Here is a 16,220-nt window from a genome sequence, read left to right on the forward strand (position 1 = left end):
AAATGTATCTAGCTTTTCCCCACTAAAAGGGGATTAAATTCACTTATAAATTCTACATTATTCAATGAAAATCAATCATTTACACTTTGTTCTAGCATTTTGTATACTAGGACTTTTTTCATGTTCTGAAAAAGAAAAAAGATTATTGATATTTTCTAAAACAGCAGAATTCAGACACAACTCAATTGAAGCAGGGCAGGCATTTTTCTTTAAGTATGGAAAAGAAAATGGCTATCAAATTGACACCACTGAAAACTCAGAGCTTTTTAATGAAGAAAACTTAAAAAAATACAGTGCTGTAGTTTTTCTAAATACTACAGGAGATGTACTCAACCATGCCCAACAAGCCGATTTTGAAAGGTATATACAAGCTGGAGGTGGTTATATTGGTATTCATGCTGCCTCTGATACTGAGTATGAATGGCCTTGGTATGGCAAACTAATGGGAGGTTGGTTCGATGGCCATCCAGGCAATCCGAATGTAAGAACTGGTAAGGTTACAGTACTTGATAAAAACCATCCCTCAACAAAGAACCTTCCAGACAGTTGGGACAAAGCCGATGAGTTTTACAATTACAAATCTTTAAATATGGACATGAATTTCCTGATTACTGTAGATGAAAAATCTTATGGAGCAGGAAAACATGGTGACTTCCACCCAATAACTTGGTATCATGATTTTGATGGTGGAAGAGCATTTTTTACTGGTTTTGGGCATACACCTGAAACATTCTCTGAAAAGGAATTTGTGGAGTTAATGAAAGGAGGTATTGAGTATGCTGTTGGCGATAACAAATTAGATTATACAGTTGCTCACTCTGAAAGAAAACCAGAGGAAAACAGGTTTGTAAAGAAAGTATTTACAACAAACCTCGAAGAGCCAATGGAACTTGAGGTTTTACCAAATGGAAAAATTCTATTTATAGAAAGAAAAGGTGCAGTTAAATTATACGATCCTAAAACAGAGGCATTAAAAGTTATATCTCACCTAGATGTTTTCAAAGACTTAGAGGATGGACTGCTCGGCTTTGCTATTGACCCTAATTTTGAAGAAAACAATCGCCTTTTTTTTTATTACAGCCCTCCAGGAGAAAAACCTATTCAGCGTCTTTCTCGCTTTACTATGTTGGGAGATAGCCTAATCTTAGACAGTGAAAAAGTAATATTGGAAATCCCAACACAGCGAGAAGCATGTTGCCACTCAGGAGGTTCAATTGAATTTGGGCCTAATGGAAATTTATTTATTGCTTTAGGTGATAACACTAGCCCATTTAATTCGGAACAGAAATTTGATACAGATGGATTCGGACCAATGGACGAAAGAGCAGGAAGAAGCAACTGGGACGCACAAAAGTCATCTGCTAGCCCAAATGATTTAAGGGGTAAAATATTGAGAATTAAGCCAGAAGAAGATGGCACTTATAGTATTCCAGATGGAAATCTATTTCCCAAAGATGGTTCGGGTGGAAAACCAGAAATTTTTGTAATGGGTTGTAGAAACCCTTATCGTATCTCTATCGACCCAAAAACCGGATGGTTGTATTGGGGAGACGTTGGACCAGATGCTGGAGAAGATAATGAAAATAGAGGACCAAAGGGGCATGACGAATTTAATCAAGCTAAAAAAGCTGGGTTTTACGGATGGCCATATTTTGTTGGCAACAACAAACCTTACCGAAAAATGAATTATGTAACCGGTGAAGTTTCTGATTTTTTTGATCCAGAACATCCTGTAAATACGTCGCCAAATAATACTGGTGTTCAAAACTTACCTCCTGCCCAATCAGCGATGGTTTGGTACTCTTATGGAGAATCTACTGAGTTTCCCGACATGGCTTCTGGTGGTAGAAATGCAATGGCAGGTCCTGTTTATTATTATGATGATTACGAGGGAGACAAAAATCGTTTCCCGAAGTATTATGACAAAAAAGTATTCCACTACGACTGGATTAGAGGTTGGATACATGCAATTACACTTGATGAAGAAGGCAACTATTTATATCAAGAACCATTTTTACCTTCTATGGAATTTAATAACATGATTGATATTAAGTTGCATGATGGTAGTTTTTACTTTCTGGAATATGGTAAAAACTGGTATTCTAAAAATGAAGATGCACGCTTAGGTCTTATCGACTATGCGGCTAGTAACAGAACTCCAATTGCCAAAGTTTCTGCCGATAAACTAGTTGGGGCAGCTCCACTAACAGTCAACTTTTCAGCAGAAAAATCATTTGATTATGACCAAAAAGATGAACTAACTTATGAATGGTTTTTTACTAGTGACGACGCTCAGGGCAATGGCATTACTAAAGCATTTACTTTTGATAAGCCAGGAATTTATCAGGCAAAAGTTAAAGTTTCTGACAAAGAAAGGGATGCTTCTTTTGCCAATATAGAAATTCAAGTTGGAAACGAAAGGCCAGTAATTTCAGTAAATCTTAATGGTAATAGCTCTTTCTATTGGAATAATTCTAGTCTAGATTATCAGATTAAAGTAGAAGATTTAGAAGACGGAGATGTTGATGCGCAAAAAGTAAAAGTTTTTTACGATTATATGCCAATTGGGAATGATGAAATTGAAGTAGAATTAGGACATAAACAAACAGGAGCAGTGGTAGATGCAAGTGTTTTATTAAAAGAAAACTTATGCCTTTCTTGCCATGACATGAAAAATACTTCGATTGGACCAACCTACACAGAAGTTGCTGCAAAATATGATTCCGATCAGGCAACAATAGATAAACTCGTGCAAAAAGTAATTAAAGGAGGCAGTGGTGTATGGGGTGATAGAATGATGGCAGCAAATCCTTCCCTCTCGAAAATAGATGCAGAAACTATGGTTCGTTACATTGTTTCACTTGATGAAGAACAAGTAAAACCATCATTACCTACAAACGGTACTATTGCCGCTAACAAACACCTCAATGAATCAAATGGCTATTATATATTAACTGCTGAGTATACGGATAAAGGAGGTGAAATTGTGGGACCGCTTTCAGCTAAAGAAACCATAAAACTTAGATCAGCTAAATTACAGGCTGAAGATTTTGATGGGTATAAAAACCTGAGTAAAAGAACTCCGGGAGGAAGTGATTTGGTTCACCTCAATGATATAAGAAAGAATTCTTATTTTATGTTCGAAGACATTGATTTAACAGGTATCAGTCAATTAACTGTGAAAACAGGTTGTACTCAGAAAGGATTTGTATTAAACGTAAGAAAAGGAAGTGTTGAGGGAGAAATAATCGCAACAGGAAATATTCCTTATACTAATGGTGAAATAGAAGGCTGGTCAGAAGTTCCTATTCCGGTTACCCAACCAGTAGATTCAAACGTGGACCTATATTTCACTTTTGATTTCACAGGAGAAGAGGAAAAAGGATTTATAACATTAGATTGGATATATTTTAATCAACCTGTTACTCTTGGTAAAAAATGAGATATAAACACAACAAGAAGAGGAGACTGAAAAGCGAGCCTCCTCTTCTTATTTTATAATTCTTCACTTGTAATTACTTTAATACCCTTCTCTTTCATTTCAGCAATTGCTTTCTCTACATCGCCAGCTTGCATGTTTACTCCTTTCGTAGCATCAGAAATTAGATAAGTTTTAAAACCCTCTCCGACAGCATCAAGGGCTGTAAATTTCACACAGTAGTCAGCAGCTAAGCCTGTAACATAAACTTCTGTAACTCCCTGCTCTTTTAAGTAATCTGACAAACCAGTTGATTTTCTGTGGCCATTATCAAAAAAACCAGAATAGCTATCAATTTCTGTATCAGTTCCTTTTACAAAAACCTTTTTTACCTTAGCCATATCCAATTCTTTTACAAACTCAGTTCCTTCTGTATTTTGCACACAGTGAACCGGCCATAAAATCTGGCTTAAGCCATTTAACTCTATTACTTCCCCAATATTTTTTCCTTCATGGTTAGCGGCAAAACTCCCATGATTTGCTGGGTGAAAATCTTGGGTTGCTATTATAAAATCAAATTTCTTTTGTAGTTCGTTTACTATTGGTACTATTGTTTCGCCTTCGGGTACAGCCAAAGCACCTCCACTCACAAAATCGTTTTGAATATCTACTAAAATTAGTGCTTTCATAAAGAATTTAGATTCTTAATGTTTTAAAATTATTTTACCAAATTGTTTACCTTCTTCCATCCTCTTAAAAGCTTCATTTGCTTCAGAAAAAGGATATATTTTATCTATAACAGGTTCAACTTCATATTTATCTACAAAGTGCAACATTATATCAAAATCGGTTTGAGTACCCATTGTAGTACCCATTACTTTTAGTTGTTTAAAGAAAATTTTTGGAGGCAAAAGATTAGAAATACTTCCCGCAGTTCCACCATAAATTGAAATTCTGCCACCTGGAGCTGCAATATCTACCAAACCGGCAAAACTATCTCCTCCTGCCCCATCTATAATTACATCAAAATACCCTGCTTCATTAATTAGTTTTTTAGACCATTTTTCTGTTTTATAGTTTATTCCACCTTTAGCACCCAAAGCAATGGCTTTTTCAATTTTTTCGTCTGAGCTAGAAGACACATAAACCTCACAGTCATTAGCCACTGCAAAAGCTAAAGCCATTAATGCAACCCCTCCTCCAATACCATTTATAAATACTTTTTCTTCTGGAAGTAAAGCCGCTTTGGTGAATAACGCACGATATGCTGTAACTCCCGCTAAAGGTAAAGCAGCAGCTTGCTCAAGCGTTAAATGCTCAGGTTTAGAATGCACATATTCGAAAGGTACATTTACATATTCTGCAAAAGTTCCATTTAGAGGCATTCCTAGAATTACAAAATCTTTACTGGCAACATCTGGGTTTTCGCCCCAAAACATACCAGGATTAATAATTACTTCTTCTCCTATTAGGTTTTCTACTACACCATCTCCCATTTTAACAACCGTACCTACTCCATCAGAACCTAATATGCATGGTAATTTCATTCCCGGATATAAGCCCTTTTGCACCCAGACATCTCTGTGATTAAGCGCACTTGCATTTAATTGTACACAAACATCTCCTGCAGCAGGTTCAGGAATTGAAACTTCTTTAAGTTCTATTGGTTGGTGTGTTTCATTAAGTACTATCGCTTTCATGTTATTTACAAGCTTTACTATTTTTTAGTAAAAATAAAATTTGTCTATTTTACAATCTGAAAGATTAAATAAACATTACATCTTGTTATTAAGATAATTTATTTTTGATTATCAGTCAGTTACAATTTAGTTTAAAAAATCAACTTTTGTTATTTGCCAATAAAAGTGGCTTAAGTTGTTGCAAAGTATCTTTTTACTTTATGTTGAATGATTAACTTTGCAGCTAGAAAAAAATAATCAGGTAAGAATGCTAGACAAGATTAAAGAATTAAAAGCAGAAATAGAAGCTACTAAGCTTGAAAACAAAGAGGAACTTGAAGCATTCAGGTTGCGCTTCATCAGCAGAAAAAGTGTGATCGGAGATTTGATGGGTGAAATCAGAAATGTTGAAGCTGATAAAAGAAAAGAAGTAGGACAAAGTCTCAATGTTTTAAAGAATCTGGCAACAGGTAAATTTAAAGAAGTAGCAGAAGCACTTGAAAAGTCTAATTCTAATATAAATGAAGGTCAACCAGACCTTACATTACCAGACATACCTAATCAATTAGGAACTATACATCCAATTTCACAGACTAGAGACAAAATTGTTTCTATTTTCCAGAAAATAGGATTTAATGTAGCTGATGGACCAGAAGTGGAAGATGATTGGCATAACTTTACGGCTTTGAATTTCCCACCAAACCACCCAGCAAGAGAAATGCAGGATACATTCTTTGTAGAAAAAAATCCTGATATGCTTTTGAGAACCCACACTTCTAATGTTCAAATTAGAATGATGGAAACCCAAAAGCCACCTTTAAGATCAATTATGCCAGGTAGAGTTTTTAGAAATGAAGCAATATCTGCTAGAGCTCACTGTATATTCCATCAGATTGAAGGTTTATATATTAATGAAAATGTGAGTTTCCAAGATCTTAAAAACACATTGTATTACTTCGCCAAAGAAATGTTTGGTCCTGATACTAAAATTAGACTGAGACCTTCTTACTTCCCATTTACTGAGCCAAGTGCAGAAATGGATATTTACTGGGGATTAAAAACAGAAGCTGACAGAAAGATTACCAAAGGAACTGGCTGGTTGGAAATTTTAGGATGTGGTATGGTTGATCCAAATGTATTGGCAAACTGCGGCATTGATCCTGAAAGATATACCGGTTTTGCTTTTGGTATGGGTATAGAAAGAATTACGATGCTAAAACATAAAATTGAAGATATCAGATTGTTTTTTGAAAACGATACTCGCTTCTTAAGACAATTTCAAACTATTAGTTAATTAGATTTTCTTCTAAAAAAAGCCTTCGTCTGATAAAGACGAAGGCTTTTTTTATATAAAATTGTTTAAACTAGTTTACCACCTTATTAAAGCACTTGCCCAAGTAAATCCACTACCAAAAGCTGCTAAACACACCAAATCACCATCTTTAACTTTTCCAGCTTCATAAGCTTCACAAAGACCTATTGGAATAGAAGCTGCTGTGGTGTTGCCATATTTCATAATTGTATTGTGAATCTTTTCGTCTGGTAATCCCATTTTTTTCTGTACAAACTGAGAAATTCTCAAATTCGCCTGATGAGGAATTAACAAATCCAGATCAGAAACAGCATACCCATTTTTATCTAAAGCTTCTTGAATTACTTCTGGAAATCTTGTAACAGCATTTTTAAACACAAACTGGCCATTCATTACCGGATAAAATCCTCCACCTGGTTTTATCATATCTGGATGAAATCTTTCTTTTTTATGAAAGCCAGGATCAATTACAGCTAGTTGTTCTGCATGTTCTCCTTCACTATGTAAATGTGTTGATAACACCCCTTTTCCTTTTTCTTCACTTGGTTGTAAAACTGCAGCACCAGCGCCATCTCCAAATATTATAGCGATATGTCTTCCATTATCTGTATAATCTAAACCGATAGAATGTATCTCAGAACCAACCAGAAGAACATTTTTATACATTCCAGTTTTTATATATTGCTCAGCGATTGATAGACCATAAACAAAGCCTGAACATTGTGCACGAACATCTATTGCCCCTATATGTTTGCAACCTAATTCCTTTTGCAATAACACACCAGAACCTGGGAAAACATAGTCTGCACTTAAGGTCGCATATACTATTAAATCGATTTCTTCTGGATTAGTACCTGCCATTTTCATTGCTTTTCTGGCAGCTTTGGCACCCATTACATAGTTCTTGTCTTCTTCTACATTTGCATATCGTCTTTCTTTAATTCCTGTACGCTCGACTATCCATTCGTCTGAGGTATTCATTATCTTAGAAAGATCATCGTTTGTAACTATGTTTTCCGGCACATAATAACCTATACCGGCTAATTTGGCATTCTTCATTTCCATGATTAATGAGTTATAATTTTGGTAAATAAAGATTAGTTATCTTCAAAAATAATTATTTAATCAAGTTCAACAGAATAAAGACAAATAATCCTTTTGGATTTAATATTCTATATTAATTAATGCAATTTATTCGCATAATAATACAATTTCAGTATTTTTACTCCATATCATAAAGTGGGTCGGCATGCGTCTACTATTCATAATCATATTTTTAACCAATAGTTATAATTTACTTTACGCTCAAAACGTAAATGTCTTTCAAATTGACAGCCTCAAAGCAGTTGCTGATCAGGTTAGTCGTGAAGAAAGAATTAATGTTTATAATGAGCTGTCAGTACTTTATAGAAACACCAATACAGAGAGAGCACTTTTTTATGCTCAAGAAGCTTTAAAGCTAGCGAAGGATGATAATAATCATAAGCAAATTGCTATTTCTAATATCAATGTAGGTGTTGTTTTAAGAAATTTTGGTAAGTCTGAAGAAGCACTTACATATCTATTTGAAGCTCTAACAACAAGTATAGACGAGAATTTAAATGATGTAAAAGCCAATGCTTTACACAAAATAAGTGTCACTTACTTGTTGGTTAACGATTATGTAAAAGCTCTTGAATATGTAAAACAAGAGTTTGACGCATTAGAGTTATCACAAAATCAACTCTCTAAAGCAGATGCGCTTAACCTTTTAGGACTAATTCAAATTAACTCAGAGCAGTATAAAGAAGCCACCCAAAACCTTATAAAATCACTAGAAATAAGTTATTCGATTAAAGATTCATCTCAAATTTACAAGCCACTTGTAAACTTGGGGGATATGTATCTTAAATTAAATAAACCAGATTCAGCTTTAATTTATATTAAACAAAGTAAGAAAGCTAGTGAAGCCACAGGAAATACTTTTGGCTTAGCAGTTGCCTTAATGAAGGAAGGCCAAACTTTAAAAATGCTCCAACAATACGATGAAGCTGAAAGAAGAATAAGAGAAAGTTTACTAATTGCTGAACAGTTAAATTCTTTATCTCTGGTAAGAAATAGTTATGAAAGTCTTGCCAAGTTATTTGAAGAAAAAAATAATTATAAAAATGCGCTTCTTTACTATAAGCTTTATATATCTACAGAAGATAGTATGGTGAGCGAAGTCACAAAAACTAAAATTGCAGCTCTAGAAATTGACCACCAGCTTAAACAAAAAGAGTCTGAAATAGAAAAGCTTCATAATTTGAGCGATGTGCAAAATTATCGAGCACTATCGCTAATTGCTTTATTAATATTATCACTTGTATTGATCTTCTTCCTTTACCAAAGAATTAAAGCTAAAAGAGAAAAGAGAGACTCAGTATTAAAACTAGAAAATCAATTAAAAGAGAAACATGAAAGTTTAAGCAAAACGGAAAAACTTCTTCAAGAAACCTCTGAACAGCTCTTTAAGCTACAAAACACATTGATGTTTGACATGCCAGAGTATCTTAATATTTTCTCAGGTTACTTTTTACACAAATATGGAAAAGCTAAGGTTAAAAGAAACTTCTTAAAGTTTTCGTTGGTTGACGATACCTTTTACATACTTGCGCTTAACTGTAACGACAAAGATATCGCAGGTCTAGTACAAGGTATTTATGTAAATACACTCGCAGAAAAAATGCTAAACAATAAAGTGTTTATCACGCCTTCTGATTTATTACAGGATGTTCATAACAAACTTGTTAATTATAAAACACTAATAAATGATAAAAGTGAAGGTGTAGCTGCATTAGCACTTTCAATAAATATCAATACAAAAAGAATTGTGTATGCAGGTGCAGGACTCCCTATTTATAATATTAGACATAACAACCTCCATATTGTAAATCCAGATAGCTTTATACTAGGTAAGCCTATCCAGACTAATTCAAAAATGTTCAGTAATAAAACATTTCTGATAAATAAACAAGATCAGTTATTTCTGTTCTTAGAAAGTTGTAATGATGGCACCAAAGTATTTACTGAAGAAAATATTAGAGTTATATTATCTAAACAAGACACAAAAAGTATAAAAGAAACTGAGAAAGCCTTAACTAGTGGACTTTCTCAGTATATACCAGATATTGATAAAGTAGACGATGCTATAATTTTTGGCCTAGAGATTTAATTATTTTTATCACTGGTTATTGCACCATCTTCCAGATAGACAATTCTACTTCCATACTCAGCATTTTTTTCTGAGTGTGTCACTTGAATAATAGTAACTCCGTCATCATTCAATTTCTTGAAAAGCTCCATAATCATCTCTCCTTGCTTTGAATGTAGGTTTCCAGTAGGTTCATCTGCAAGTATTAATTTCGGTTTGCCAATAATAGCTCTAGCAACACCTACTACCTGTTGTTGTCCCCCTGAAAGTTGATGAGGAAATAAATCTTTTTTAGCAACAATATTAAACCTATCGAGCATTTCTGCTACTAGTGACTTTCTTTCACTTCCTTTTACTCCTTTATAGAGTAGAGGCATTTCTATATTTTCATAAACAGTTAATTCATCTATCAAGTGGTAAGCTTGAAATACAAAACCGATAAAGTTTTTATGCATCTCACCTCTTTTCTTCTCATTAAATTTATGAACAGGCTGATCTAAAAAATAGAACTCTCCAGCATTAGCTTGGTCTAACATACCTATAACATTCAATAGTGTAGACTTCCCTGCTCCACTTGGACCCATAATTGTCACAAATTCTCCTTCATTTATTTCTAGATCAATACCTTTAAGAATAAAGGTTTTCTGAAACCTTGATTTAAAAAATTTATCAACATCTTTTAAAATGATCATATCAAATCAGCTTAGTTTTAGTTTTGAAAGATAATCAATAATTGATATGATTTAAAAAACATTTTGATAAAGGGTTAATATCATGTTTACAATCTAAAAAAGGTTAAAACAAAAAAGGAAGGCTAAAAAACCTTCCTAATTTATTTTGTAAGTAAATAATTATCGTCTAAAGGCTAAGACTGCTGCGCCACAATAACTTTTAGAGTTCTTAAAAGTAAAACTTAAATAATATATACCTGTTGCTCTACATTTAAATGTCCAACCTTCTAAAAACTTGTTATTATAAAAACTTGAAACTAATTCGTTTCTTTTAGAATCATATAAAGTACCTATTAGTCCTTGTGCTCCTCCATCTTTTCCTGTTATTCTAATTTGGTAGTTGGTATCTTTACTAAATACACATGTATATTCAACTTTTCTTCTATTACCTCCTCTACCATCAATTCTATAACTTTTAGAATACTGAAAACCAGATTCTAAGGATTTCATACTTTTATTTACATACAACTCTGAATTACACTGGGCACTTGCCGTAAGTGTAAAAAGAAAAGAACTGAATAGAAAACCAATTAAAAAAATCAATTTTTTCATTTGTATATTTTTTTACACCTGAAACTGAATCTTTTATTAGCAGAATCAGATAGTTGCATTATTGGATTTTATTAAAAAAAGATGATAGACTACTTCTACAATCAGTTAATAATTTTATTTCTGATTGATTTTGTTAAGCTAGTAATAGTATCGATATCTCTATCGGTGATGTTTACAATACTCTTAGTATTATCAACAACTACTAGAACTCCATCTTTTTCAACCATTGTTGGTTCTTCATATACAGTTTCAATCTCTATTTGATCATAAATTGCCTGTAATTTTTTAAGATCTACAATAAGCTCAGCAAAACCATTTCTAGTTTTATAAACTTCAAGAACCAATAATATTCTATCCAATACTATTTTCTGCTCTCCAATTTTTTCTCTTAGTACTTCATTTTTAGTTCTTTGGTGCACTAAAGTTGTTAGGTATAAAGCTTCTACCCAACCACCTGTAAGTAAGAGAATACTCAAATGCTCACGCTTTTGCTGCCTTAAGTGATAATTAATTTTCTCAAAATTAGCAGTAGTAGTACGTAATAAAGCATCTAGATTCTGATCTGCACTCTCAGCTAAAGATTTAAGTGTAGCATAGTCAAAGAATTGACCTATTGTTAAACCTTCAGCAAGGTTCTGCACAGAGTTTAAGTAATTTAGCGCATCTTGATTTTTATTATAAATATTAGAATACCCTAAATCAGTACCATAGATTCCTAAGTTTAAAGCTTTATCGAAATTTGTAGAATAAGATGAAACTTTGTTATGATCATTAAGATCTGCCTTATTATAATAGGAACCTACCTCTTTAATAAGTAATGAGATCTCTAACGGTGAAGGTATAGATTGTAAAATATCATTAATTATATCATCATCAACTTTCACAATAGAGGTCTCTTCTGGAATAGCGCTGGCAGTTGCCATCTGATTCTCAGTTTCATTTGAAGGAGCACTATTTGAACTACAAGCCCAGAATGAAGAAATTGCAAAAAAAAGCAAATACAGTTTTTTCATAATTAAAACCTTTTTATTGTGTTGGTTAATATCTTTTATTTTAATAAATGTTTATATCTCTTCTTGTTTTACTAGCAACGACAAAAACATATTTCTATTTTTTCTTTGGGAATTTAGAAGTAAGAGAAGGCACAAATTCCATCATTTTTAGTAGAAAATCAAAATATAATGTTGCATAGAGAGCTATTGTAAGTAGCCAAATTACACTAATATTAAAACCTAAAGTGTTAAAACTGCTTCCAAAAAATGGTTTATCTGGAGCAAGAAATTGAGTTCTGTAGTTTAGAGGTTGATCAGGATAGTAAACATCCTGATAAATTGGGTCAATTATTTGTATAATTTTACCCTTATTAATATCTATTCTTTCTTCAGCAGAACTGTTTTTCATTAAATCTTCTAATTGATCATTATAATAATGATCTTTAAAATCAGCAAGATCACTGCCTTCTGGTAAAGCCTTTTTCATAACATACAATACTGAATCTTTAGCATCACTTGCTTGAGCTAGATTAATACTGTAGTAATTAGAAGCATCACCTAAATGATACCATATCAATGATGATACTTTTTCATTAAAGTCCTCAGCTGATATATCTTTAACAGAATCTAAAGGAAAATCTGAAAATTTAATTGTATAAATATCTTTTGCTATTTCGCTTTTGATAATACTTAAATTTTCTTCAACAATTTTGATAGTAGAATCATTTTTTCCTATTTCATATGCACTTAATGAACTAGTTAATAGCTCTTGCATCTTAGGTATCCAATATGCTACTTTAAAATTATATTGACTTTCTCTTTTCTCAAATTCAAAAATATTTTTTTGATAATCATTACTTTTAAACTGCTCAACGGCAATAGCTTCGTATGCCCATCTAGATATCATCATATCTGCCACAATAGGCACTTTTCCTCTCTCGCTTATTGAATTATTTAATTTATCAAAATCAAACAATAATCCACTCATTACCATTTGAGGTATAATTAAAAGAGGTATAATTATATAAACAGTTACTGCCGAATTAAATGCTGATGAAATATTTAAACCTAACACATTTGCATGGCATGATACTGTAAATAGCACTATCCAATACATTAAATTTAGTCCTTTAATATCAAGTATTGTATTACCAATAAGCACAAAGCTTAGAGTCTGAATCGCAGACAATGAGAATAGAATTATTACTTTGGAAAGTAGATAACTACTCTTGCTAAGATTCAAGAACTTTTCCCTTTTCAGAATTTTTCTATCTCGAATTATTTCTTCAGCACTTACTGTTAATCCCATGAAAAGTGCTACTAAAATACAAATTAGTATAAATGCGGGAATATTATCATTATGACGATAAATATAAGAATCATCATGAGCCCCTCTATACCTAATTACTAAAGCAAGAAGCAATGCTAATAAAGGAGCTTCTACTAAGTTAATTACTAAATATTGTGTATTACTAACTTTAGAAAGAAAATCTCTAATAGTAAAAATTACAGTTTGATGTAGCTTATTTGGAATTTTTAAAGTTTTCGGAGGCTCTTCATTAAAATCATCCTTTCTATCTAATGTAAACTTTTCTCTAAAATGCTTGTGCCACTCACTTGGTGCTACCTTTCTTTTATTTGTAAATTCACCATATTCATCAACTATTCTAGATTCAATTATATTAAATAGTTGTTCTGGATTTACATTACCACAAGTATTACATTGACCATTTTCACTATCTACCTGACCAGATGCTCTCTTAAAGTATACTAATGCTTCAACAGGATTTCCATAAAAAACTGGATAGCCACCAGTATCCATCAAAAACATTTTATCAAACATTTTATATATGTCTGATGACGGTTGATGTATTACAACAAAAATCAATTTCCCTTTTAAGGAAAGTTCTTTTAATAAATCTATTACATTTTCCGAATCTCTAGAAGAAAGACCTGAAGTTGGTTCATCAACAAACATAACAGCAGGCTCTCTAATAAGCTCAAGAGCTATATTTAATCTTTTTCTTTGCCCTCCACTTATTTTTTTATTTAATACTGTTCCAACTTTTAGGTCTCTGATTCTATCCAAGCCTAAACTCGTCAAAACATTAATTACTTTTTTATCTAACTCTTCTTCCGGTGTATCCTTAAAGCAAAGCTTGGCATTATAGTAAAGGTTTTGATAAACTGTTAAATCTTCTATTAGAAGATCATCCTGTGCTACATATCCAATAACCCCTTCTATCTTAGCTTTCTCTAAAAAGATATCGTAACCATTAATTAATATCTTACCTTTTGAAGGTTTTTCTAATCCAGCTAAAGTGTTAAGTAATGTCGTTTTTCCAGCACCACTAGCTCCCATTATTCCAATTAGCTGCCCTGTATTCTCAGAAATATTTATATTTCTGAGACCAATATCTCCATTTGGAAATCTAAACTCTAAATCATGAACATTAAATGATATTCTATCAGCTTGTTTGTCACTGTTATATCGACTAACAAGATCACTGTAATAAAGAGGGGCACCTTTAGGAGTTTTAAATACACTACCTGGAGCAAATTGTAGAATACTGCCCATTTTCACAGGCATTCCATTCAAGAAAATCTCATCTATGCCTGTGTATTTTGTAAAATAGAGTCCTACACTTTTTATCCTAATAAAGATAATTTCACCATCCAACAATCCAGAATCAATATATTTGATCTTACTTCCTTCTGGAGGTCTTTCATCATCAAATATTAAAATATCTTCATTATCTATTTTTGAGGAATGCTCTTCAATTACAAATCTTTCAATAAGTTTATATTCTTCTGCAGGAACATTAAATACAGTAGCTACTGTATTTATAATTTCCATTCTTTGAGGTGTGAATGATTTGTCAGCAGCAAGTAACTCAAGTAGTTTAATTAAAACAACTACCTTTTGTTTTTGATTTAATGTTTTATTGATCTTTCTACATAGACCTAATGTTCTTACTGAGTCTTTTACATTAGTAAGTTTTTTCTTTGTCTTTTGCTTGCCTCCATCACTGTCAGCCATTACAACTTCCTTAACACCATAGTCTGATGCCTTATCATACAAACTCAGATATTCTTCTACTGTTTTTGCATCAAGTTCTTTCTTGAAAAAACTAATAACAAAATCTCTTTCACCCTCAGTAACCCCACCATCTTGTTTGGAAATTATGGCAAAAAGTTGTGTAAGAGCTTTTAGTATTTCTTCACTCATCTTACTAAAAAAGTTAAACCTTAACTAGATGTCGTGCCTATATTTAAATTCTATATCTTAACGGCAATGCTTCCTTTTATTGCAGAAAAAATAACTGCTTAATTTATAAAAGATGAAATTTCCAAATAGGGTATGGAGATAGATAAAAAAAGCGGCTAACTATAGCCGCTTAAAATGTAAGTATTTATTAATCAAATCAATAAGTCTTAAATTCGAATGGGACATCAACTAATTCAGAAAATTCCTCACCAGCTTCTTCCATATCTTCATCATCCTCATGAAAGTACCACATAATCTTTGCTCCCTCTACCTCTTCAAGTTTTGATAATATATCTAATATCAATTTAGATGATGCAGTATTAAAATATTCTAATTTAAATTCGAATACAGTTTCTGGAGCTGAAGCATCTTTATATTCATCGAGCCAATCCAGAACTGGTTGAAAAAATTCAGCTGAATCTTCAGGAAGAGATCTACCTGATATCTCATAGATTTTATTTTGACTATCCAAAATTATTTTTGGTGTATCTTCGGTTCCTTCAAGATTTAAAATATTCATATCAATAAAGTTTATTAATTTCTTGGAATAGTAGTTTTTAATGAAAAGAAAGATAGATGTTCATTAATTGGCTCAAAATCAAAAATCAATTTTTTTCCTGATTTTCTAGCCATATCAACAAAACCTAAACCGGCTCCTCCTTTTGAAGAAAGTTTACCGTTTTTAATAATATCTTTATAAAGCTGCTTTAATCCGTCTTTATCTAAATTATTTATATCTTCCAGCTTTTTTGACATATCTGATACTTTATCAGAAAGTATTGGGTTACCTGATGTGATAAAATACTCAGAATCATGTTTCCCAATCATAAAAATTGCAGTGTTTTTCCCATAGGTATTCTCGTCAAAAGATTCAGCATGTTTACAAATATTTTGCAAACACTCAACCATTACATTAAAAACCTTTCTTTTAATGCCAGACTCCTCACCCATCGATTCCATATTTCTTTCGGCCATGGCTAACACTGATTTTGTGATATCCTGAGTAAATTCTCCCTCATAAACTAAAATCAGATTTTTAGTTAACATGGTCTTATGCAGGTCATAGATATACTTCATAATAAGCTAATTTTCAAAG

General features: G+C 32.5%; 12 protein-coding genes. 3 read left to right on the forward strand and 9 right to left on the reverse strand.

All coding sequences use genetic code 11. The annotated features are described in order from the left end of the window. Positions 1-64 precede the first annotated feature (64 nt). Complete coding sequence (locus OQ292_RS06045) at positions 65-3,442, forward strand: ThuA domain-containing protein (protein WP_284685159.1); 3,378 nt, start codon at positions 65-67, stop codon at positions 3,440-3,442. Positions 3,443-3,495: 53 nt separating this feature from the next. Here OQ292_RS06045 and pncA read toward each other — a convergent pair whose 3' ends face one another. Both pncA and OQ292_RS06055 read right to left on the reverse strand, forming a co-directional pair. Then, positions 3,496-4,107 (reverse strand): bifunctional nicotinamidase/pyrazinamidase, encoded by a 612-nt coding sequence (gene pncA, locus OQ292_RS06050; protein ID WP_284685160.1) that lies wholly within the window; start codon positions 4,105-4,107, stop codon positions 3,496-3,498. Positions 4,108-4,122: 15 nt separating this feature from the next. Further along, a complete protein-coding gene (locus OQ292_RS06055) occupies positions 4,123-5,118 on the reverse strand; it encodes a quinone oxidoreductase family protein (protein WP_284685161.1) in 996 nt (331 codons plus the stop codon). Between the two features lie 247 nt (positions 5,119-5,365). On the opposite strand from OQ292_RS06055, the gene pheS reads away from it, so the two are divergent. Continuing rightward, complete coding sequence (gene pheS, locus OQ292_RS06060) at positions 5,366-6,391, forward strand: phenylalanine--tRNA ligase subunit alpha (protein WP_284685982.1); 1,026 nt, start codon at positions 5,366-5,368, stop codon at positions 6,389-6,391. Positions 6,392-6,466: 75 nt separating this feature from the next. Here pheS and OQ292_RS06065 read toward each other — a convergent pair whose 3' ends face one another. Continuing rightward, the gene (locus tag OQ292_RS06065; protein ID WP_284685983.1) at positions 6,467-7,468 is read right to left on the reverse strand and encodes a 3-oxoacyl-ACP synthase III family protein; all 1,002 of its coding nucleotides are present in this window, start codon (positions 7,466-7,468) and stop codon (positions 6,467-6,469) included. 190 nt (positions 7,469-7,658) lie between these two features. Here OQ292_RS06065 and OQ292_RS06070 point away from each other — a divergent pair, with 190 nt between their 5' ends. Continuing rightward, positions 7,659-9,602, forward strand: a complete 1,944-nt coding sequence (locus OQ292_RS06070; RefSeq protein ID WP_284685162.1) for a tetratricopeptide repeat protein — start codon at positions 7,659-7,661, stop codon at positions 9,600-9,602. Here OQ292_RS06070 and OQ292_RS06075 read toward each other — a convergent pair. The 6 genes from OQ292_RS06075 to OQ292_RS06100 form a co-directional block, all read right to left on the reverse strand. After that, positions 9,599-10,273, reverse strand: coding sequence for an ABC transporter ATP-binding protein (locus tag OQ292_RS06075; protein ID WP_284685163.1), 675 nt, complete (start codon positions 10,271-10,273; stop codon positions 9,599-9,601). The genes OQ292_RS06070 and OQ292_RS06075 overlap by 4 nt on opposite strands. Before the next feature lie 159 nt (positions 10,274-10,432). Then, on the reverse strand, positions 10,433-10,864 hold the full coding sequence (locus OQ292_RS06080) for a hypothetical protein (protein ID WP_284685164.1): 432 nt from the start codon (positions 10,862-10,864) through the stop codon (positions 10,433-10,435). Between the two features lie 101 nt (positions 10,865-10,965). Then, positions 10,966-11,877, reverse strand: a complete 912-nt coding sequence (locus OQ292_RS06085) for a hypothetical protein (RefSeq protein ID WP_284685165.1) — start codon at positions 11,875-11,877, stop codon at positions 10,966-10,968. 94 nt (positions 11,878-11,971) lie between these two features. Next, a complete protein-coding gene (locus tag OQ292_RS06090; RefSeq protein WP_284685166.1) occupies positions 11,972-15,085 on the reverse strand; it encodes an ATP-binding cassette domain-containing protein in 3,114 nt (1,037 codons plus the stop codon). A gap of 196 nt (positions 15,086-15,281) precedes the next feature. After that, positions 15,282-15,644: a DUF1987 domain-containing protein gene (locus OQ292_RS06095; RefSeq protein WP_284685167.1), complete on the reverse strand. Its 363-nt coding sequence runs from the start codon at positions 15,642-15,644 to the stop codon at positions 15,282-15,284. Positions 15,645-15,658: 14 nt separating this feature from the next. Next, positions 15,659-16,201 (reverse strand): SiaB family protein kinase, encoded by a 543-nt coding sequence (locus tag OQ292_RS06100; protein WP_284685168.1) that lies wholly within the window; start codon positions 16,199-16,201, stop codon positions 15,659-15,661. Positions 16,202-16,220: the final 19 nt, after the last annotated feature.

Source organism: Chondrinema litorale, assembly GCF_026250525.1.
Taxonomy (GTDB): Bacteria; Bacteroidota; Bacteroidia; order Cytophagales; family Flammeovirgaceae; genus Chondrinema; species Chondrinema litorale.